The organism is Acinetobacter sp. DSM 11652 (assembly GCF_900109815.1).
GTDB lineage: Bacteria > Pseudomonadota > Gammaproteobacteria > Pseudomonadales > Moraxellaceae > Acinetobacter.
This window is the reverse complement of sequence record NZ_FOBK01000002.1, coordinates 246781-268149: the sequence shown is the minus strand read 5'-3', so window position 1 is coordinate 268149 and position 21369 is coordinate 246781. Positions and strand designations below refer to the sequence as shown.

Genomic DNA, 21369 nt, shown 5'->3' with positions numbered 1-21369 from the left:
TCTACAAAGCGTACTGTAATCTGGCGCTGTCCAATTTAATCCGCAAAGTTTAATCAGACTTTGCACAAAGCCAGTGACCATACGTAAAGACAGACGAAATAAGGATTTAATCATTAAGCAGCATTGGATGGCTGCGTCGGAGTAGGTTTGATTTCGTCCTTGTTTGCCTTTTGATAGAGCATACCATTGCGTAGTAGGATCAAACCAAATGGCAATATTTCCGCGATTAATGAGTGCTCGGTTATATGCGGACCAATTGGTTGTGCGGTAGATTTTGTGTGTAGGCTTCTTCATTTGAAAATTATATGGCTGAAGAAGCCCTTAAGAATAGCTTTCTGCAACAAAGCCGTGGGGTAACAAGAATCATGGTTGACACATCATTTAACAAATATGGTATTGGACAAGTTGATGGAACTTCATTTGTTATGACTAGAAGAGAAGCAGATGAAATTATAAGAGCAGCAGAAAACGATCCTGTAAAAATTGCTAATGCATTAGGCATACCACAAAGTCAACTTAAAAATGGTAGTTTAGTAAGGATTGATATATCTAATCCAAGATCTGCAGGTTTAAGAGTACCATCTGGTAATGAGGCTGGTGCAAATAGTCAGTGGATTCCTGAGGGTAAATTACCTAATGGTAGTTTAGAGGCTGTTATTGATGCAACAAAGGTCAAGAAAGACATGTTAAAGGTCAGAAAAATAGGAAATTAAAATGAAATTTAATTTTAGAGATATATATGTATCAAAAGAATTAAAATTTAGTGTTGGGATTGAAGAAGGAATGAAACAATATTATGTATCTTTTCTAGTTCCGACTCATAATAGGCAAAGTGATTATGAAATATATTATTGGTTACCAGCAAGCTATTTAGAATATATTTACTCTGAACCCGAAAAAATTTATCCATTTATTTTAGAGTGCGACAAAGGGCTACATAAAGAAATGGAAATTGATTTAACTTAAAAAACTAGAGCTCTTTCATTAATCAAAAATCGATCTACTTTTTTGCTTATTATTCATACCGAAGAATTTTCAAGATTAATGCATAATTTGCAGATGAAATACATCGATTCAAAGAGGCTTTCGAGCAAAATACCAATGATTATAAGCGTGAGATGGAACAGAAAGGCTTAACGCTTGCTGTAAACGTGCCAATCGTGCAACAAGTTGAATCTGTTTTAGATTCATCAAATCAAGTGGGTCAAAGTAAAAATGATCGTGTTAATGCAATGGCAGCAGCCAATGCAGGCTTCGATACCTACAAAGCAGTACAGTCCATAGGCAAATTAAAAGATGTTCTTACTGGCTCTGCTACTTTGAACCAATCGGTAGAGGTTGGGGTGAGTCTAACGTGTGGTGAACAAAAGAGTGTAGAAACAAGCCATACACAAAGTAAGACAGCTGCTCAAAGTTATGGGTTACATCTAATTTAATAAATTCTGTTAATCCTTGAATAAGTGCATGAATTCTATTAATTTGGATTTAGACAATGATTGCAGTCTAAAAAATCCGGTCAATCAAGACACATGCTTAATTTTTTTCAAAACTTAGAACTTCAAAAAATCTGTATTTTAGTAGAGTATTTAACCTCAACCAAAAGCCAACAGATCACACGTAATATAGCGGGCTTTCCAGCCTTTGTAGCCATTGCCGATCGTGTCCAATCGGATGATGATATGGCACCCCTTGAAGCAAGTCAGGATTATCCAAAATCAATCGATAAAGTTTTGCATTTTTCAGGGAAAGGTCGTGATATTAAGGATTTTGAGTTATTTCTTCATCAGGCTAGTTCAGCTCAGATTAGAAATTTACTTTTGATCACTGGTGATAAGCTTAAAGAGCATAGTTATGGGGATGATCAATTTGAACGTACTCGATATCTAGAATCGATTAATGCAGTGATGTCCGCAAAGAATTATGGTGGATTTAATATAGGTGTAGCATTTAATCCCTTTAAATATACTGAGGCTGAGCATTATGCTCAATATTTAAAACTACATAAAAAAGTTATAGAAGGTGCAGATTTTATTATTACCCAATTAGGGTATGACATGGATGCCTTAAAACAGCTAAAGTTTTTCCTAAAGCATTACCATTACAAACAAAAAATACTGGCTTACGTTATGCCACTGAGCTTGGCACGGGCCAATTTTATAGTGAAAAATAAAGTCGCTGGTATTGTGATTACACCTTATATGTTGAGAGTGTTGGCTCAGGAAAAAAAGAATGGATTGGCTGAAAATGCGTATAAGCGGTGTGCCATACAAATATTGATGTGTAAGCTTTTAGGTTTTAATGGTGTTCATCTTTCAGCATGTGAAAAGTCAGAAGAACAGAAGATTCTTCAAAATTATATTGAGCAATATCAAGATGATGATTTGGAGGAACTAGAAGCACGGTGGAAAGCTCTTTGGCAGATTAAGACTGGAAATGAGTTTGTTCCAGAATTGACTTATGATGCACGCAACCGACATTAGGTCAGCTGATTAAATATCATCATTTGCATGTCATGCATAAAGCCCTTTTTGAGTCCAAAATCTCTAAAGGTGTAGGTAGGTTTATTTTTTAAATCGTCCTTTTGGGATAATGAGCTAGCATCAAAAACTTTGTTAAAAACCGAATTTACCTCTAAACATATGGTTGTGGGCTGCGAAAATTGTGGTCAATGTAGATTGGCTGATACTTTTATATTTGCCCTGAAACATGTCCTAAAGGACTTGCAAATGGTCCTTGCGGTGGCACCACATTAGATCGATGTGAGTTTGGAAATCGTGAATGCATTCACTCTGTAAAAGCCCGATTAGCCAAAGCCGTAGGACAAACTGACGTTTTAAAAGATACCCTGATTGCAACCGTGCCTGTTGAAGTTCGTGGAAGCAGTTCTTGGAAAAATTGGTTTTTGGGAAAAGTTTAAGTGTGTTCAATTTCTTGTATGGGTTGATTTATAGTATTGAAATGCAATTATTAATTAGCGTTATATAGGGGCTTAAATTATCCTATAAATCTAAAAGCTAAAATTTAATCTATTTTCCTATATATCAACATTAACTGATTCTTAAATTCTCATGATGACTCTATAATTTATTTATTACATAGATGTAAAACGAGAACTAAGGATGAGCATAACGCCCATTAAGTCAGGCACTGGCAATTTAGCTAATGTGATTTATCAACAAATAAAGGATGATATTTTTAGCTTTAAGCTCAAACCTGGACAACGTTTTACTGAAACGGACCTTTCTGAAAAGTATGAGGTCAGCCGTACCCCAACACGGCAAGCACTTTATCGTCTTGAACAAGAAGGCTATGTGAATGTGCATTTCCGCAGTGGTTGGGAAATTAAGCCTTTAGATTTTACCTTTTATCAGGAGCTCTTTGATTTACGTATGATCTTGGAAAAAGAGGCTGTTAAACGTTTATGCGTAATGGATCATGAGCAATCTGAAGAATTACAGAATTTAAAGCGATTATGGCTTGTAGACGAACAGGACTATAACCAGAACACCCAAGCATTGGTGCTGCAAAGTGAAGATTTTCATTGTGCCTTGGTTAGAGCTGCAGGAAATCGTCAAATCGCCAAGATTCATCATGAAATCAGTGAAAAAATCCGAATTGTGCTCAGTCTAGGCGCCATGCGTAAATTCGATATCCAGCATGCTTATCAAGATCATGCTGCAATACTTAGATGTATTTTAGCTCGTGATGCTGATGGGGCGATCCATTTAGCAGAACATCATGTCTTACATAGTATTGAGGACGTGAAGAAAATTACCCTTAAAATATTTTCAACTGTTTAAGATAATTTATTAAAAAAATGCCAATTTTCAAAAATTGGCATTTTTTTTGCTTCTAATCCGTATCTTGTATACAAGAATGTACACAAAACTAATCCAGCGATGCCAGAACAACTTGTGCTTAGTTTTAGTGCATAGATTTAATGAATAGTGCACCAATTTGAATTCAATATTTGTAAACGCATCAATATTGTGCGTATAAATGAGGATAGTTTTTTTGAGATCTCGTGTAACTTTATTAATAGGTTTAACTGGCATCAATCAAGGGGTGTTTGCAACAGATCAGGTCAAAACCCTAGATACGATTTATCTCAGCACAGCTTTAGCCTCAGAATCTACACAGCACGCTCAAGCGCTTACCAAATTTCAGCATGATCTATTGGATATCCCGTTTAATAAAAGCCATTTGTCGCAAGACGTTATCCAGCAGCAAGATATTCAGCGCATGGATCAAGCCCTCAGCATCGTGAGTGGGGTATTGCATCAAAATAATTATGGTGGGGGCTTTTGGGATAACTATTCATTCCGAGGATTCCAAGGCAATCCCAATATGGGGGTGGATGCCATTCGTAATGGGCTGAGTGTCAATCGTGGCATTTCTGCACCTAAAGATATGGTCAATATTGAATCACTGGATTTTTTAAAAGGTCCCAGTGCCGCACTGTATGGACGTGGTGAGGTCGGTGGGGCATTGAATGTCACCACAAAAAAACCAAAATGGACGTCTGAAACAACGCTTAATCTTCGTGGGACAACACAAGATGAATATCGTTTAAGTCTTGAACAGACCGCGCCAATCAGCGATGCGTTGGCGTATCGAATAGCCGCTGCAATGGAAGATAACCAGTCTTTCCGTGATCATGTCAGTAGCCAACGTTTATTTGTCGCGCCACAATTCTCATGGAAATTATCTGAAAATACCCAAGTGGATTTAGATACTGAATTTACCCAGCATCTAGGCACATTTGACCGTGGTATCACGGCTGTCAACAACCAGTTATTGATGGATCCAAAGACCTTTACGGGTGAGCCTTCTGATGGTGATATGCGCGTCAAAGACAATCTCTATCAAGTACGATTAAAGCATCAGCTCAATGACGCATGGCAGATGAATGCTGCGATCAGTTATAAAGATGCGCAAATGGTCGGCTATTCAACAGAACCACGCAAATTACAGGCTGACCTTGAAACATTAGAGCGTCAGCGTCGTCATCGTGATTATCAGACCGAGGATATGCTGCTCCAAAGTGAATTACTTGGTCAACTGGAACTCGGTCATGTTCAGCATGAATTGGTACTCGGTGCAGAAACAGGACGTTTAGACTTTATGCAACGTCAATTGCGTCTTAATCACTCGGCTGCTCAGCCAAATTGGATCAACATTTACAATCCCACTTATGGGCAATTTAGCTCTGAACTACCTTTACATACCGATTCCGATGAACGTCAGCAGTACATGGCTGTGAATGTACAAGATCAGGTTTTTTTTAATGACCAATGGAATGTGTTATTCGGAGGTCGATTCGATCGTGTCGAACAGCGCTTCATCAACCATCGCACGCAGTTCAAGGATCAGAGTACAGCACAAAAGTTTAGCCCACGCATAGGCCTTAATTACCGTCCTACACCAGCACTGTCTGTATATAGCAATTATGGTGAAGCATTTTCCATGAATAATGGCATGGGTCGCACAGGGGAGACATTTGCACCTGAAACAGCGAAAAGCTATGAAATCGGCGCGAAATACCAATCGCAAGATCACAGCATGCTTAGCATCGCCTTGTTTGATATGGGCAAAAAAAATGTTCTGATGACGGATGCCATTGACCCAAACTTTGAAGCTGCAGTCGGTGAAGTGAAAAGCAAGGGACTTGAAATTGACTTCAACCATCGTATCAATGACCAGATGCTGGTGTCAGCAGGCTACGCCTATATGGATGCCAAAGTCAGCAAAGATGATGTGTTGCCTGCAGGCTCAGCACTGAGCAACGTACCCAAACATAGCGCACATGTCATGGCAAGCTATGACCTTTGGCAAAATGCGCAACAAGCGGCAGGTCTAAATTTCAATCTCCATTATGTCGGGCAACGCAGTGGGGACAGCCCAACCAATACGGCCAATGGTTTCAGCTTACCAACCTATACCGTATTGAACCTTGGGGCTTATTACCAAGCAAATCCAAATTTACGCTATCAATTGAATATTCATAATTTGTTGAATGAAGAATATTACCTATCTAGTTATAGCCATGTATGGATACAAGCTGGTGAGCCGATCAAAGCAGCGTTATCGGTACAGTGGCAATATTAATGCAAGCATTTATTCTCATCTTATTGAGCTGTTTACTGTTGAGTTGTACGGCAACAGAGCAACCGTTACCAGCAAAAATACAAAGCCCAACATCGCGTTGTGTGATGGATAGCTCAGAGACCGAAGTCTGCCTAGCTCAGCCGGCACAGCGCATTGTGTCCTTGTTTGAGTCAGGTTTAGACGGGCTATATATGTTGGGGCAGGGTGCAAAGGTCGTGGGGATTCCTGCTGAGGTCTATTTACAGCCCTTGTTGTTTCATGCCTATTCCAAAATGGATTCGCGTATTGCCAATAAACAACTTGCCACACCTTCACAAGGCTCAAATGCCACCAATATTGAAAGCTTAATGCTGTTAAAGCCGGATTTGGTGATTTTAGTTAGTGGGCAAACGCAAACCATTTAATTGCTTCGACAATTTGGTATTGCAGTCTATGTGATGGAATCAGGCACTTATGAGCAAGTAAAAGAAGAGCTGTATGAAATTGCCCAACTCATCGGTGCTGAGCAACGTGCCAAAGAAATTCTCGAATTTTCAGATGCGCTTCTGGCAGAAGTGGCATTCACAACCTCAAAGCAAAAATATAAGCAATCAGTGTATTACGCATGGTCAGGTGGGCGAATTTATTCAACTTCAGGACGCAAATCGATTACCAATGATTTTATTGAATTGGCAGGGGCTTACAACGTGGTTAAAACGGAGACCAGTCAACCGAATGTCAATCCTGAAACACTGATTGAGTGGAATCCTGACAATATTGTACTGTGGAATACCGACCCAAACCTGATTTATCAGCGTAAAGAATTGCAAGGTCTAAAAGCAGTACAACAACAGAAAGTGTTTAATCTCAGCCCTGCATTTATCTATAACCCACATACCATCAAAATTATTGTGACTGCGATTTATCTGCATCATCACATTTACCCTGACACCTCAGACTTAGCAGTTGAAGTCTTGCAACTCAAAATTTTAGAGAAACTCTATGGTCAGAAAATTGCCAAGGAGTTGATGTCATGAACAAGGCAAAACTGAAATACACTTGGTTTTATCCATTGCCGATTCTGCTGATTTTTACGTCGCTGTTACTAGGACCCAGTCAAACATTAAACGCAGGGGATTATGCACTGTGGTTTATCCAGTGGATGTTGGGTACAGCGTATTTTGATGCGCAACAATTTAGCTTGATGCAAAATATTGTCTTCAATATTCGCCTACCACGCATCTTATTGACCTTTATGGTTGGGGCAGCTTTGGCAACAGCCGGCAATGGCTTGCAAGCTTTGTTCCGCAATCCCTTAGTGGATTCCTATGTGCTGGGAATTTCTTCAGGTGCCGCCTTTGGTGCGGCTTTAGCATTATCTTTGAGTTGGTTATCGCCCAATTTATCAGCATTTATTTTTGGCGTATGTGCAGTGGCATTAACCTATATATTTGCCCGACAAAAACATGAAAGCCAAACTTCGTTGGTGATGGTGATTTTATCCGGCATGATTGTTTCAGGTCTGTTTTTAGCAGGACTGACCATTATTCAATATTTAAGCGATCCTTTTAAATTACAAGCGATCGTGCAGTGGACCATGGGGAATTTACATCAAGCATCGTGGCAAAAAGTCCAATATGCGGTTGTGCCGATCACGGTGGCTTTAATGGGCTTATACGCCATGCGTTGGCGCTTGAATCTGATGGCATTGGGTGCTGATGAAGCACAAGCCGTGGGGGTGAATCCGAAGTGGGAGCAACTCATACTGATTATATTGGTCACGCTATGCACCTCAACTTCAGTGGCTGCTGCAGGCATCATTAGTCTATATGGACTATTTATGCCGCATATTGTGCGCATGCTGGTCGGCCCAGATCATCGTTACAGTATTCCTGCCAACATGATTTTAGGCGGTAGTTTTTTACTACTGATTGATAATTTTTCACGGGTTTTACTCAGCTTTGAAATTCCAATTGGCATTTTCACCATGCTCCTCGGTGCGCCATTTTTCTTATTATTAATCAAAACACAAAGGACGGCTTGGGCATGATTCGGATTGAACAGTTGAACTATGCCTATGGGCATAAACACGTGTTAAAAAATATTCAGCTTGAATTTCCAGCCCATCAGTTCTCGGTGATTTTAGGTCGCAATGGTTGTGGCAAATCGACCCTATTTAAACTGATGGCAGGTTTAGAACAGACCACAGATGGGCAAGTACTTTATGCAGGTCGAGCTTTAGAAAACATAAAAGGTAAAGAAAGGGCCGCGCTACTTGGATTTTTACCGCAGTTCCATAAAACGGTTTTCCCATTTTTAGTTAAAGATGTGGTGATTACAGGTCGGGCTGCATTTAGTCGATTTCGTCCATCTAAACAAGATTGGGGCATGGTCGATCAGGCTTTAATTGATCTCGATATCGAACATTTAAAAGAACGCCCTTATACCGAGCTGTCAGGCGGAGAGCGTCAATTGGTGATGATTGCCCGTATTTTGGTGCAAGCACCAAAAGTGATTTTATTAGATGAGCCGACCAATCATTTGGATGTCTATTATCAATCTTATTTGATGAAAAAACTGCGTCAATTGTCACGGCAGAATTTTACTGTGATCGCCATTATGCATGACCCGAATTTGGCATTTTTATTTGCCGATCATTTGTTCTTTATGCGTGAACATGAAGTGATTCGCCCTGATTCAAAAGCGCGTCTCACCGATCCGAAATTTTTAAAAAGCGTCTACGATGTCGAGTTTCATGAAGCCATGATTCAAGATAAAACCATTGTTATCCCTGATCATTCTTGGTTGTAAAAATGAATTTAACGTTTGAAACACTACAATCCGCCGATCAATCTGTCATTCAATTTGCTTTAGATTCACGGCAGCTTTTATTTCCAGAACTGTATAGCACTAGTATTCCAAAAGATATTGCCCAGTTTGAGCAGTACTATGTGGACAGTCCTTTAGGCTGTTTTATCGTGGTCAAAAATCAAGCCAAAATTATTGCAACGCTTGCTTACCGTGCCTATGACGGACGTTTTGATTTGGATATTGCTGAAGGTGCTGTTGAGGTGGTCAAACTTTTTGTACTGCCTGAATATCGTCGACAAGGCATTGCCACGCAACTGTGTCAGTTATTATTTACACATGCCGAGCAACACGGCATAGAAACCTTGTATTTGCATACACATCCCTTTTTACCTGCAGCGGAGCAATTTTGGCGTTTACAAGGTTTCGAAGTGATTAAACGTGAGTGGTTAAAAACTTACAATACCATTCATATGTTAAAAACTATAAAATCTGATCAACAATTTTGAAATTTAGCCATAAGCTTAATTATTTATATAGATTATAGCTAAATACTAAAGTAATCAGTCTAGATCATCCAGAGCATTTGAATAGAATTTCACACCTATTTTGATGCGATCACGCCCTTGGCTCATACGCCAACGATTAGTATCACGTAAGGAATAGACGCAACCACAATATTCCTGTTGGTAAAACTCCTCTTTTTTGCTGATTTCGAGCATACGCACAGCACCACCATTCTTACGCCAGTTGTAATCCCAATAAGTTATCCCTTCATAATGTGAAGCTGAACGATGACCACAGTCGTTGATTTGCTTCATATCTTTCCAACGGGAAATACCAAGCGAACTACTTATTAGACTGAAGCCATTTTCAGCTGCATATAAAGCTGTACGTTCAAAACGCATGTCAAAACACATAGTACAACGAATGCCTTTTTCAGGTTCATTTTCCATACCTTTGGCGCGTGCAAACCAATTGTCTGTATCGTAATCACAGTCGATAAAAGGAATGTTATGTTTTTCGGCAAAGCGAATATTTTCTTCTTTACGAATTTCATATTCTTTGACAGGATGAATATTGGGGTTATAAAAAAAGATCGAAAAGTTGATGCCTGATTCAATCAGGGTTTCCATCACTTCACCCGAGCATGGTGCACAGCAGGAATGAAGTAGAAGTTTGTCGTGACCTGCTGGGAGAGACAGTTTTTGACGTTCAAGTTTGTTTGACATGGTTATATAGGTTTAAATTTAAACCCTATATTTTAAAGATTGAGTAGATAATTAAACCTCTAATAAGCTGATATTTTCTAAGGTTAGGTTGAGATAAATTCACTTGCGCACCATTTGAGTGAACGGAATCGCATCCGTATACCAGTGATCTACTCATTAACTGCATGGATAAGTTAGCTTATCTATTCTAAATCGCTTTGAAATAGCGAATATGCTTTAACATGAGGGATTCTCATCTTAAGCTGAATTTATATCGTTTTACTCACTTTGTTATTCACGTTTAAATACAGCCATTCAGAAATTTAGTTTTTTATAAAATTTTAGGTGGCAATCTCCATGAGTACAGCATTTGAGTGTTCAATTAAACGTATCCGTTTTGATGAAAACTATACGCCAGCAGAAAGTACACGTTTGACTACAAACTTTGCTAATTTGGCTCGTGGTGAAAGTCGTCAGGAAAATCTGCGCCGTACACTTGCGATGATCAACAACCGTTTTAATAGCTTGGCGACTGTCGATAATCCTAAAGGTGATCGCTATTCACTTGAGATCGACATCATTTCTGCAGAAATTGATATCGAAGGCAATGGACAAACTTTCCCATTTATTGAAACACTGAAAAGTGTGGTGATTGACCACCAAACAGGTGAACGTATTGAAGGTATGATTGGCAATAGCTTCTCATCTTATGTGCGTGATTATGACTTCAGTGTGGTATTGCCTCAGTTGGGTTGTGGCGTGGGTGAAAAACCTGAAGATTTTGGTAATCTACATGGCAAATTGTATAAACATCTGGTGAATTCAGCAGTATTTAAAGCAGAATTCAACAAAGAACCGGTAATTTGCTTAAGTGTTTCAACCTCTAAAACCTATTATCGTACATCCAATGTACATCCTATTTTAGGTGTGGAATACAAAAATGATGAATATTCACGTACCGATGAATATTTTGCCAAAATGGGCTTACGTGTACGTTATTTCAAACCTGAAGGTGGTAACGCACCACTCGCATTCTATTTCGCTGGAGATTTACTTCGTGATTACACTGATTTTGAATTGATCAGTGCGATTGCAACTATGGAAAGCTTTCAAAAAATCTACCGTCCTGAAATTTACAATACTAACTCACCAGCAGGCGTGGAGTATAAACCAAGCTTAAGCTATGGCGACTACTCACTAACTCGTATTGTTTATGACCGTGTAGAACGTGCTGAGTTAGCAGTCAAACAAGGTAAATGGACAGAAGAAAATTTCATTAAGCCTTATCAAGACATTTTAAATAAATGGGCTGAAAATTTCGAAGTCGAAACAGCTGCTTAAAACATCCAATTGATATACAGATTCACGAATTTAGAGAAAGAAGATTAGACATGGCACTTACACCACCGAAATTATTACTCCCAACTTCAACTGCGGGTAGTTTACCGAAACCATCTTGGTTAGCTGAGCCTGAAAAACTATGGTCTGCATGGAAACTCGAAGGGGAAGAGCTTCTTGAGGCAAAACGTGATGCATTGAAATTATCATTACATGAGCAAGTCACTGCTGGTATTGATATCGTGAGTGATGGTGAACAAACCCGTCAGCACTTCGTCACTACATTTATTGAGCATCTTGAAGGTGTGGATTTCGAAAAGCGTGAAACCATGCGTATTCGTAATCGTTATGATGCAAGTGTACCTTCTGTTGTGGGCGAAGTTTCTCGTAAACAAGCGGTATTTGTTGAAGATGCGAAATTCTTGCGTAGCCAAACCAATCAGCCAATTAAATGGGCGTTGCCTGGTCCAATGACCATGATTGATACTTTATTTGATGGTCACTACAAGAGCCGTGAAAAATTGGCTTGGGAATTTGCCAAAATTTTAAACCAAGAAGCTTTAGAGCTTGAAGCAGCAGGCGTGGATATTATCCAATTCGATGAACCGGCGTTTAACGTATTCTTCGATGAAGTAAATGATTGGGGGGTACCAACCCTAGAGCGTGCACTTGAAGGTTTAAAATGTGAAACAGCGGTTCATATTTGCTACGGTTACGGTATTAAAGCCAATACCGATTGGAAACAAACTTTGGGTAATGAATGGCGTCAATACGAAGAGTCATTTCCGAAGCTACAACAATCTAAGCTCGATATTATTTCGCTTGAATGCCAAAACTCACGTGTGCCAATGGATTTGATTGAATTGATTCGTGGTAAGAAAGTCATGGTCGGTGCAATTGATGTGGCAACTAATCAAGTTGAAACCGCAGAAGAAGTCGCGAATACCCTGCGTAAAGCTTTGCAATTTGTGGACGCGGATAAGCTTTATCCATCAACGAACTGTGGTATGACGCCGCTCTCTCGTCAAGTGGCACGTGGCAAGCTTGAGGCTTTAAGTGCTGGAGCTGCCATTGTCCGTAAAGAGCTAGAAGCTTAATCAAACGTAGTCTTGTATTAATCAGGGCAAATCGTCGCAAGATCATTTGTTCTGTCTAATGTACGACACGTCATATGTATATTTGAGATGAAAGAGATGATTGAAGCAACAGACTTTAGAAATGCAATGTCTTTACTTACAACTGCGGTAAATGTGATTACAACCACAGGCGAAGCAGGGATGCATGGCTTTACTGCATCTGCGGTATGTAGTGTCACAGATACTCCGCCAACACTATTAGTCTGTATGAATCAGTCCTCTCGTTCACATGTACATTTTGTTGAAAATAAAATCTTAGCTGTAAACGTACTGAGTACTCAGCATGAACAGCTTTCGAATGCTTTTGCTTCAAGCAAGCTCAGCTCAGAAGATCGCTTCAGACTATGTGATTGGATTGATTTAAAAACTGGGTCGCCGATTTTAGAAGATGCTTTAGTCAGTTTTGATTGCGAGATTGAGACTATTCAACAAGTCGGTACACATAGTATTTTTTTATGCCGTGTGACTGCAGTAAAGCAAAGTAATCAAGAAGAAAGTTTGGTGTACTTTAACCGTGCTTATCATCAAGTGGGTCAGTTGGAACACGCTTAATTCAACCCCTTAATCCCTTCATCTTTTTAAAAGTTAGTCTATTGTGGAACTTATAACCTTTTTAATCATCGGTGCATTTGCTGGTTTTGCGGCTGGGCTGTTTGGTGTAGGCGGTGGTACGATTATTGTGCCACTACTTTTTATTGTCTTTACCCAAATGGGTTATGATCCTGATGTCATTATGCATCTGGCACTAGGAACATCTTTAGCAACAATCGTTGTCACTTCGATTAGCTCATTAATGGCACACCATAAAAATGGTGCTGTGCTATGGCCTGTATTTAAAAATTTAGCTCCACCCATGGCCATCGGCTGTTTTGCAGGTGCTGGAATTGCTGGTTTGTTACCGGGATTACATCTTCAAATCATGGTCGGCTTATTTTTGATTTGGGTGGCGTATACTATGTTTACAGGCGCGAACAAAGCAGTTAATTCAACAATGGCTCTTCCTTCATCAAGTCAGCAAGTTGCAGCAGGTAGTGTCATTGGGATTGCATCTGCACTCTTTGGGATAGGTGGTGGTAGTCTGACCGTTCCATATCTGAATCGTTATGGGGTGGTGATGCAAAAGTCTGTCGGTACATCTGCTGCTTGTGGATTACCAATAGCTCTAGCTGGTGCTATAGGGTTTATGGTTTTTGGTATGACTGCTGAGATCAATGTGCCGAATACCATCGGGTATGTTCATATTTATGCTTTCATTGGCATTAGTGTGATGAGTTTTATAACAGCAAAATTTGGTGCCAAAACTGCACATGCCTTATCGCCAGCAATGTTAAAGAAATGTTTCGCTGTCTTGTTGGTTATCATAGGAAGTATCTTCCTTGTAAAAGGATTGATTTAATTTCACCCAAATGTCTTATCAGCCTAGATAGCTCACTTAATGTGGGCTAAAGCGAAGATTTTAATATGTCCCTAGAGGGATCATGATTTGAGTTTTTTCCCATATGATCGAACTAAAACATTTGAAAATGCTATTGGCTTTGAGAGAGCATGGCTCTTTAGTCGCTGCAGCGAGTGATCTCTGCATTACACCTTCAGCCGTATCTCATCAGTTACGTGAGCTTGATCAGTGGATGGGGGTTGAAGTCGTCAACCGCAAGACGAGACCAATTACTTTTTCTAATGTTGGCTTAAGACTGTTGCAGTTAGCGGATGAAATTTTACCGCAAGTTCAGATTGCTCAAAGCGATATCACGCGTATTATCCATGGGCAAACTGGCAGAATTACATTTTCTTCAGAATGCCATAGTTGTTTTGATTGGCTCATGCCGATATTAAATCAGTATCGAAACCAATATCCTGATGTTGATTTAGATTTCGCATCAGGGTTTGAAGCAAATCCTCATGAATTGCTACAAAATGGCGAATTTGATTTGTTGATTACTGCAGACCCAATTGCATTAAAGGGAGTTGAATATTTCCCAGTATTTGAATATGAATCACGACTTGTTTTATCTACAACACATCCTTTGGTACGTGCAAAAAACATTACTGTTCAAGATTTAGCTGATGAAACGCTGATTACATTTCCAGTAGACAAACATCGTTTAGATATCATGTCGAAGTTGTTCATTCCTGCAAATATTCTTCCAAAAAATATTCGAACCACAGATCTGACCCAGATGCTGATTCAGTTAGTCGCAAGTGGGCGTGGAATCGCAGCTTTACCAGATTGGGTGGTAAACGAATATGAAACCAAAGGGTGGGTCACTTCACGTCGCCTAGATTGCGTTGCACCAGAGGGGTTAAGGCGTACTTTATATGCAGGTTTTCGAACTGAAGATAAGGAAAAAGATTATTTCGATTCATTTATAAAAAAATTAGCTAAATTTTCAGAATCAAGAAAACTTTATTACATGTAAGAAAGTTTAATCATTCTGAATAAAGTGAAGATTGAACCTCGAATGAATCTTCATATTAATAATGAGCAAAGTTAAGATGAAAATTAGATAGTCGCTATTATTTGTATGAAGACGAATTTTTTGCTTTAGATTATACTTTTTTAACTAAGAGTGATGTCTGACATCGATACATTGGACTCATCATCTGTTTGTAGACAGTAAAGGATTTGATCTCAGCCCATTGCCCACCATTTTGGTCATTTATCTAAGTGTTTTTTTTTAATTATAAAACTCAATTCATTATAAATTTAAGATTATATCCATGATACAACTCATACCTTCATTTTCAGTTTCAGACTATCTCAGCTTATTTTCGATTATCTGTACGACGCTTATAGGTATCGTCGCTGTCTTTTACGGTCGAAAAACGTATTTTGTGAGTCTGAAAAGTTTTAATGAAAATAAAAATTTATATGAGGCTGCATCTTTTTACATTCGAGAATTTATCTCTGTAAGCCCGAATAAAACAATAGATCCTTTTTTGAAGAAAATTGCCAGTGATCAACTCAATGGCGGTGTTGAGATTCCTTCATTCTTAACCGATATACTTATACGCAAATATGCAGATTACTATTTTTACTTAGTGAAGTCCCTTCGCACTACATGGAAATTTTTTAAAGTTGAAAATGGAGAAATTCAATGTATTTATTCAGAACGGGAATTAGTCTTTAAAGGGTTAGCGTATGGTGCCTTATATACCGTCACCGGTTCTTTAGCTTTTTTTATATTTTCAAATTTTACTTGGTTTTTAGCTCGTTATACCTCAGATAGCGCATTAAACACAGGGATGACTTTAATCATTTTACTTGTATTTCTTTTGTTCGTAGCACTTGGAAGCTTAGTTATGATTTTTAAGTTAATCACTGTGCGTGATATCAACCAGAGTCTAAACCTACTTAAGCAATCAGAAAATAACCGCTCATAACAAACAAAATAGAATCATGTGTTAGCTTTTTTCTTTGCACAAGAAAATTGCACGCAGGTTAATTTCGGTGCTTACCGAGTATTCTTTACTCCGACTGATTCAACAGGTTTACTTGAATTAAGTTCTGTTCAATACAATCAGGTCTAAGAGAAATGTTATATATCAAGCGACAGTAATACTAAAACACAAAAGAGTATTACTTTGGCACAGCCTTTGCATCTATCTATTCAATCATAAAGTGATCTAGGGTTCCGATACATTAAGTTTCATGTAGGTCTGCGACCGAGAGTTCACGGCTTAAGTTGCAAGCTCAAGCTACACGGAGGGATAAAAGCCCGGGAGGTAAACCGTAAAAGATTGGGATGGATGCATATGAGCACAATAACTTATCACGAAGATCAAGTCCTTTGGACGGAACGTTTACCGGGTGGACACCACTGGTCAGCACGTATTCAGCGTAGCGCAGTATTACAACTCAAAGCCTTAGGTAAAAATGCCAATGTGGCACTGTACTGCATCAATAGCGAAGATAAGCTCGAACGCTACAACATGCCAGACAGCTTAAAAGGGCAACATACGGCATTTTTAAGTACAGGACATATCCTTGCATCTGACCTTGGTCGCGCGATGATCTCTATCGTCAAAGATGACCATGGCTGGAATGATGCATTTTGTGCACCAAGTACCGAACAACAAATTGAACAACAATTTGGTTCAAAAACCTTTCAAGATGTACGCAACGACATGTACCGTAACGGCAAAGATTCGTTATTGCTTGAAATGACCAAGTTTGGTTTATCTGCAACAGACCTCAGCAGTACTTTAAATTTGTTTTCTAAAGTTCAACCGGATGACCATGGCAATCTCAGCTATGTGGCATCTGACAATACGAATCAAGTGATTGAACTGCGCTTTGAAATGGATTGCTTGGTGTTTTTATCCTCTGCACCGCATGCTTTAGACACCAGCACCGAATATGCACCTGCCGATGTTCAATTGTCTTTATACAAAGCACTTCCTTTAAGCGACAGCGATGTATGTCGTGATTCATGCCCGCAAAATCAGCGTGCATTTCAAAACAATACTCGTTACTACGCACTCAGCGCTTAATTGGGAGAATACAACATGACTGCACTCGTAAAATTAGAAAAATCAGTTTTAAGCGAAGTATGTCCTGCTGGTGAAGCATGGATGTGCGAAGTCAAAAAAGGGCAATATTTCCGTATTGTGGATTTAGAAGGCAACCAAGCGGTGGATACGCTGTTTATCTCGGCTTCAAACCCTGAAGAGCGTTATAGCGCAACTGATACCTTAGCGATTAATCAACAAATCTATTTAGAAAAAGGTACAGCTTTATACACCAACTTTGGCAACAAAATTGCCATCATTCATGATGATAACTGCGGTCGCCATGACACCTTAGGCGGTGCTTGTTCATGTGAAAGTAACACCGTTCGTTATGCACATGACAAATATCCAATGCACAGTTGCCGTAACAATTTCATGATTGCGCTGTCTCAGCATCCAATTGCCAAAAAACACGGCTTAAACGTGCGTCACATCGGTCCAAATATTAACTTTTTTATGAATGTGCCCGTGACCTCTGAGGGGCATCTAAAGTTTGATGATGGTATTTCTGCACCGGGTAAATATGTGGAAATTAAAGCGGAAATGGATTTAATCGTGCTGATCTCCAACTGCCCACAACTGAATAATCCTTGTAATGCCTATAACCCAACCAAAATTCAATTGATCATCTGTGAAGGCGAGGACGCATAACCATGACTAAAAAATATGGATTGAATAAAGTTTTGATCGCCAACCGTGGTGCAATTGCGTGTCGTGTCATTCGTACCCTTAAAAAACTCGGTATCCAATCAGTTGCAGTCTATTCAGAGGCCGATCGTGATTCACTGCATGTGACTTTAGCGGATGAAGCGGTGTATATCGGTGAAGCACCAGCCAGCCAAAGCTACTTAAACGTTGAAAAAATCTTAGAGGTTGCTAAACAAACCGGAGCACAAGCCATTCATCCGGGTTATGGCTTCTTGTCTGAAAATGCTGAATTCTGCGACCTATGTGAATCACAGGGTATTGCTTTTATTGGACCAAATTCTGCGCAGATGCGTGCCTTTGGTCTGAAACACACGGCGCGTGAGCTTGCGATTCAAGCCAATGTGCCATTATTACCGGGTAGTCAATTACTTGCAGATGAAGCTGAAGCCTTAACGGAAGCGAATCGTATTGGTTATCCTGTGATGCTGAAAAGTACCGCAGGTGGCGGTGGGATCGGCATGCGCTTGGTCTGGAATGAAGCTGAACTGAAAGATGCTTATGCAACCGTGTCTTATTTAGCCCAAGCCAACTTTAAAGATGCCGGTTTGTACTTAGAGAAATTTGTGCAAAATGCCCGTCATATCGAAGTGCAAATTTTTGGCGATGGTCAAGGTCAGGTGATCGCACTCGGTGAGCGTGATTGTTCAGTACAGCGTCGTAACCAAAAAGTAATTGAGGAAACGCCTGCACCGCATATCAATGATGAACAGCGTGCCTACATCCAAAATGTTGCCATTCAACTGATGCAATCGGTCAACTACCGTTCTGCCGGTACGGTTGAATTCGTGATGGATACCGACACCCAAGAATTCTATTTCTTGGAAGTGAATACCCGTCTACAAGTCGAACATGGTGTGACGGAGCAAGTCTTTGGTGTGGACTTGGTGGAATGGATGGTGACATTGGCCAGCGGTGACTGGACTGCGCCAACTGAAAAATTCGAGTCGAAAGGGCATTCAATTCAAGTTCGTTTATACGCTGAAGATCCAATTAAAAACTTCCAACCAAGTGCCGGTTTACTGACACATGTTGAGTTTGATGCTAATGCCCGAAATGAAACATGGGTCGAAACAGGCTCGAATGTATCGTCATTCTATGACCCGATGATTGCTAAAATCATTGTCACAGCAGGCGATCGTGCTTCTGCGATTCAAGCCATGACGGATACTTTGGCGAAAACTTCAGTTGCAGGGATTGAAACCAATCTTGAATATCTACAAAACATCATCGACTGTGAGGTATTTAAAGCGGGTACACAAACCACACGCTTCCTCAATACCTTTGAGTGGAAAACCCAAAAGGTTGAAGTGTTGCAAGCGGGTATTCAAACTGCCGTGCAAGATGTCACAGGGCGTTTGGGCTATTGGGATGTCGGTGTGCCACCATCCGGTGCGATTGACCCATTATCACTGAATGTTGCAAACCAATTACTTGGCAACGCCTATAACACCGCAGGGCTTGAATGTACGTTACAAGGTCCAACTCTAAAATTCCATTGTGATAGCCAAATCGTGCTTGCCGGTGGTGATATGCCATCAACACTAGATGGTGCTCAAGTTCCGATGTGGCAAACCGTGAATGTGCGTAAAGGTCAGATTCTCAAATGTGGCAAAATCGCGACAGGTTGCCGGACTTATATCGGCATCAAAGGTGGTCTGAATGTGCCTGAATATCTCGGCTCACAAGCGACTTTTACCTTGGGTCAGTTTGGTGGTCATGCCGGGCGTAACTTACTGATTGGCGATATGCTCCCAATTACAGCATTCACAAGCGATGAAATTAAAGCTCTTGCACCTGAACAAGTGCCTTCATTTAGCCATGAATGGGAAATTGCGGTGATGTACGGCCCACATGGTGCGCCTGATTTCTTCACCAAAAATGATATTGATACCTTCTTTGCCAATACCTTTGAGATTCACTTTAACTCAAGCCGTACCGGTATCCGCCTGATTGGTCCAAAACCAGAATGGGCACGTGAAGATGGTGGTGAAGCGGGTCTACATCCATCCAATATTCATGATAATGCCTATGCCATTGGTGCCATCGACTTTACCGGTGACATGCCAATTATCTTGGGTCCAGATGGTCCAAGTCTCGGTGGTTTCGTTTGTCCTGCAGTGGTGATTCATTCTGAACTATGGAAACTCGGTCAGCTTAAAGCCGGTGACAAAGTGAAATTTGTCCCTGTAAGCTATCACCAAGCCAAACTTTTAAATGAAAAATATCATGCGCAATTAGAAGCTTCAGATACAGAAGCGGTGGCATTTGATGAGTCGTTCTATCCTGAACTCGCAACTCTAAAAAATGCGGTTCTCGATACCTTAAAAGGTGAAAATGGTGCGCCTGATGTGGTGTATCGTCCTGCCGGCAACAACTACATGTTGGTGGAATATGGCGAGTTGGTGCTCGATCTGAACTTACGTTTCCGTATTCATGCGCTGATGCAATGGGTACAAAAGCAAAACATTGCCGGTATTATCGACCTGACACCGGGTATTCGTTCGCTACAAATCCATTTTGATTCGATCAAACTCGATCAAATTGATTTGTTGCGCTTATTGCAAGTTGCTGAAGCGGAACTGCCTGATGTGACCGAAATGCAAGTGCCATCACGTACTGTGTATTTACCACTCGCTTGGGAAGATTCACAAACGCAACTCGCGACCGAACGCTATATGCAAACCGTGCGACCTGATGCACCATGGTGTCCGGACAATATCGAATTTATCCGTCGTATTAATGGCTTAAAAGATAAACAAGCTGTGAAAGATGTGGTGTATGACGCAAGTTATTTGGTCATGGGCTTGGGCGATGTTTATCTCGGTGCTCCTGTCGCAACACCACTTGATCCGCGTCAGCGTTTGGTGACGACCAAATATAACCCTGCACGTACATGGACCCCTGAAAATGCCGTGGGCATTGGTGGTGCTTATATGTGCGTGTATGGCATGGAAGGTCCGGGGGGCTATCAGTTTGTCGGTCGTACCACACAAATGTGGTCACGTTACCGTAAAAATGCTGACTTTGAGCAAGGTAAGCCATGGTTACTACGATTCTTTGACCAAATTAAATTCTATGAAGTCTCTGAAACTGAACTGATGCACATGCGTGAGGACTTTAAAGCAGGTCGCTTAAAATTGCGTATTGAAGAAGGTGTATTGAACCTCAAAGAGTACAACGACTTCTTAACTGAAAACCAAGCATCGATTTCAGCATTTAAGGCTGTGCAACAAGCGAACTTTGATGCTGAACGCCGTCGCTGGCATGAAGCAGGACTTGCAGAATATGTCTTTGAAAGTTTAGATGCTGTGGATGATGGTGAAGGCGTAGAAGTGCCTGAAGGGGGCTGTGCGGTGGAATCGCATATGCCGGGTTCAATTTGGAAAATTGAATGTCAGTCAGGCGATATTGTAGAAGAGGGTGCAACGCTTGCGGTGATTGAAGCAATGAAGATCGAGATTCCAATTGTTGCACCTGAACGTATGAAGGTTGAAGCGATTACCATTGAAAAAGGGCAAACGGTAAAAACGGGGCAAGTGTTGTTTACGTTAGCGCCTGTGGCTTGATGAGAT

18 protein-coding genes, 3 pseudogenes and 1 riboswitch are annotated in these 21369 nt (G+C 40.4%); of the genes and pseudogenes, 19 read left to right on the top strand and 2 right to left on the bottom strand.

Annotation, left to right across the window (positions count from 1 at the left end; all coding sequences use genetic code 11):
- Positions 1-294: transposase (locus tag BMW42_RS03605; protein ID WP_171260674.1), on the bottom strand; the 294-nt coding region annotated here is incomplete at its 3' end.
- An 11-nt stretch (positions 295-305) separates the two neighbouring features.
- Here BMW42_RS03605 and BMW42_RS03600 point away from each other — a divergent pair.
- The 10 genes and pseudogenes from BMW42_RS03600 (at position 306) to BMW42_RS03555 (ending at position 9404) form a co-directional block, all read left to right on the top strand.
- Positions 306-713 carry a hypothetical protein gene (locus BMW42_RS03600; RefSeq protein WP_092766439.1) on the top strand — a complete coding sequence of 136 codons (408 nt, stop codon included), beginning with the start codon at positions 306-308 and terminating at the stop codon, positions 711-713.
- Position 714: 1 nt separating this feature from the next.
- The gene (locus BMW42_RS03595; RefSeq protein ID WP_092766438.1) at positions 715-966 is read left to right on the top strand and encodes a hypothetical protein; all 252 of its coding nucleotides are present in this window, start codon (positions 715-717) and stop codon (positions 964-966) included.
- Between the two features lie 116 nt (positions 967-1082).
- Positions 1083-1415 (top strand): annotated as a pseudogene (locus BMW42_RS03590) (hypothetical protein); the annotation flags it as partial.
- Between the two features lie 114 nt (positions 1416-1529).
- A pseudogene (locus BMW42_RS03585) lies at positions 1530-2917 on the top strand (methylenetetrahydrofolate reductase C-terminal domain-containing protein).
- Positions 2918-3119: 202 nt separating this feature from the next.
- Positions 3120-3800, top strand: coding sequence for a GntR family transcriptional regulator (locus BMW42_RS03580; RefSeq protein WP_092766436.1), 681 nt, complete (start codon positions 3120-3122; stop codon positions 3798-3800).
- 214 nt (positions 3801-4014) lie between these two features.
- Positions 4015-6108 carry a TonB-dependent receptor gene (locus BMW42_RS03575; RefSeq protein ID WP_092766435.1) on the top strand — a complete coding sequence of 698 codons (2094 nt, stop codon included), beginning with the start codon at positions 4015-4017 and terminating at the stop codon, positions 6106-6108.
- A gap of 92 nt (positions 6109-6200) precedes the next feature.
- A pseudogene (locus BMW42_RS03570) lies at positions 6201-7124 on the top strand (ABC transporter substrate-binding protein); the annotation flags it as partial.
- Positions 7121-8137 (top strand): FecCD family ABC transporter permease, encoded by a 1017-nt coding sequence (locus BMW42_RS03565; protein ID WP_092766434.1) that lies wholly within the window; start codon positions 7121-7123, stop codon positions 8135-8137. The pseudogene BMW42_RS03570 and the gene BMW42_RS03565, both read left to right, overlap by 4 nt.
- Positions 8134-8898 carry an ABC transporter ATP-binding protein gene (locus tag BMW42_RS03560; RefSeq protein ID WP_092766433.1) on the top strand — a complete coding sequence of 255 codons (765 nt, stop codon included), beginning with the start codon at positions 8134-8136 and terminating at the stop codon, positions 8896-8898. Before BMW42_RS03565 ends, BMW42_RS03560 begins: the two co-directional genes overlap by 4 nt.
- A 2-nt stretch (positions 8899-8900) precedes the next feature.
- On the top strand, positions 8901-9404 hold the full coding sequence (locus tag BMW42_RS03555) for a GNAT family N-acetyltransferase (RefSeq protein WP_092766432.1): 504 nt from the start codon (positions 8901-8903) through the stop codon (positions 9402-9404).
- A gap of 54 nt (positions 9405-9458) precedes the next feature.
- On the opposite strand, the gene BMW42_RS03550 is transcribed toward BMW42_RS03555, so the two are convergent.
- Positions 9459-10127 (bottom strand): epoxyqueuosine reductase QueH, encoded by a 669-nt coding sequence (locus BMW42_RS03550; protein ID WP_092766431.1) that lies wholly within the window; start codon positions 10125-10127, stop codon positions 9459-9461.
- Between the two features lie 336 nt (positions 10128-10463).
- On the opposite strand from BMW42_RS03550, the gene BMW42_RS03545 reads away from it, so the two are divergent.
- From BMW42_RS03545 to uca, 9 genes are all read left to right on the top strand, one after another.
- Positions 10464-11447 (top strand): putative oxygenase MesX, encoded by a 984-nt coding sequence (locus tag BMW42_RS03545; protein ID WP_092766430.1) that lies wholly within the window; start codon positions 10464-10466, stop codon positions 11445-11447.
- Positions 11448-11497: 50 nt separating this feature from the next.
- Complete coding sequence (locus tag BMW42_RS03540; RefSeq protein ID WP_092766429.1) at positions 11498-12541, top strand: methionine synthase; 1044 nt, start codon at positions 11498-11500, stop codon at positions 12539-12541.
- A gap of 96 nt (positions 12542-12637) precedes the next feature.
- Complete coding sequence (locus BMW42_RS03535) at positions 12638-13132, top strand: flavin reductase (RefSeq protein ID WP_092766428.1); 495 nt, start codon at positions 12638-12640, stop codon at positions 13130-13132.
- A 43-nt stretch (positions 13133-13175) separates the two neighbouring features.
- A complete protein-coding gene (locus BMW42_RS03530; protein ID WP_092766427.1) occupies positions 13176-13976 on the top strand; it encodes a sulfite exporter TauE/SafE family protein in 801 nt (266 codons plus the stop codon).
- 103 nt (positions 13977-14079) lie between these two features.
- On the top strand, positions 14080-14997 hold the full coding sequence (locus BMW42_RS03525; protein ID WP_092766426.1) for a LysR family transcriptional regulator: 918 nt from the start codon (positions 14080-14082) through the stop codon (positions 14995-14997).
- Positions 14998-15298: 301 nt separating this feature from the next.
- Entirely contained in the window at positions 15299-15961 is a 663-nt protein-coding gene (locus tag BMW42_RS03520) for a hypothetical protein (RefSeq protein WP_092766425.1), read from the top strand.
- A gap of 232 nt (positions 15962-16193) precedes the next feature.
- Positions 16194-16305, top strand: a riboswitch (guanidine-I (ykkC/yxkD leader).
- Between the two features lie 28 nt (positions 16306-16333).
- Entirely contained in the window at positions 16334-17071 is a 738-nt protein-coding gene (locus tag BMW42_RS03515) for an urea amidolyase associated protein UAAP1 (protein ID WP_092766424.1), read from the top strand.
- A 15-nt stretch (positions 17072-17086) separates the two neighbouring features.
- Entirely contained in the window at positions 17087-17740 is a 654-nt protein-coding gene (locus tag BMW42_RS03510) for an urea amidolyase associated protein UAAP2 (RefSeq protein ID WP_092766423.1), read from the top strand.
- 2 nt (positions 17741-17742) lie between these two features.
- Positions 17743-21363: an urea carboxylase gene (uca, locus tag BMW42_RS03505; RefSeq protein ID WP_092766422.1), complete on the top strand. Its 3621-nt coding sequence runs from the start codon at positions 17743-17745 to the stop codon at positions 21361-21363.
- Positions 21364-21369 lie beyond the last annotated feature (6 nt).

Coding starts and splice junctions, on each gene's coding strand:
- BMW42_RS03600 (WP_092766439.1), top strand. CDS start 306: ATGGCTGAAGAAGCCCTTAAGAATAGCTTTCTGCAACAAAGCCGTGGG.
- uca (WP_092766422.1), top strand. CDS start 17,743: ATGACTAAAAAATATGGATTGAATAAAGTTTTGATCGCCAACCGTGGT.
- BMW42_RS03595 (WP_092766438.1), top strand. CDS start 715: ATGAAATTTAATTTTAGAGATATATATGTATCAAAAGAATTAAAATTT.
- BMW42_RS03515 (WP_092766424.1), top strand. CDS start 16,334: ATGAGCACAATAACTTATCACGAAGATCAAGTCCTTTGGACGGAACGT.
- BMW42_RS03535 (WP_092766428.1), top strand. CDS start 12,638: ATGATTGAAGCAACAGACTTTAGAAATGCAATGTCTTTACTTACAACT.
- BMW42_RS03520 (WP_092766425.1), top strand. CDS start 15,299: ATGATACAACTCATACCTTCATTTTCAGTTTCAGACTATCTCAGCTTA.
- BMW42_RS03555 (WP_092766432.1), top strand. CDS start 8,901: ATGAATTTAACGTTTGAAACACTACAATCCGCCGATCAATCTGTCATT.
- BMW42_RS03545 (WP_092766430.1), top strand. CDS start 10,464: ATGAGTACAGCATTTGAGTGTTCAATTAAACGTATCCGTTTTGATGAA.
- BMW42_RS03565 (WP_092766434.1), top strand. CDS start 7,121: ATGAACAAGGCAAAACTGAAATACACTTGGTTTTATCCATTGCCGATT.
- BMW42_RS03560 (WP_092766433.1), top strand. CDS start 8,134: ATGATTCGGATTGAACAGTTGAACTATGCCTATGGGCATAAACACGTG.
- BMW42_RS03525 (WP_092766426.1), top strand. CDS start 14,080: ATGATCGAACTAAAACATTTGAAAATGCTATTGGCTTTGAGAGAGCAT.
- BMW42_RS03510 (WP_092766423.1), top strand. CDS start 17,087: ATGACTGCACTCGTAAAATTAGAAAAATCAGTTTTAAGCGAAGTATGT.
- BMW42_RS03580 (WP_092766436.1), top strand. CDS start 3,120: ATGAGCATAACGCCCATTAAGTCAGGCACTGGCAATTTAGCTAATGTG.
- BMW42_RS03540 (WP_092766429.1), top strand. CDS start 11,498: ATGGCACTTACACCACCGAAATTATTACTCCCAACTTCAACTGCGGGT.
- BMW42_RS03550 (WP_092766431.1), bottom strand. CDS start 10,127: ATGTCAAACAAACTTGAACGTCAAAAACTGTCTCTCCCAGCAGGTCAC.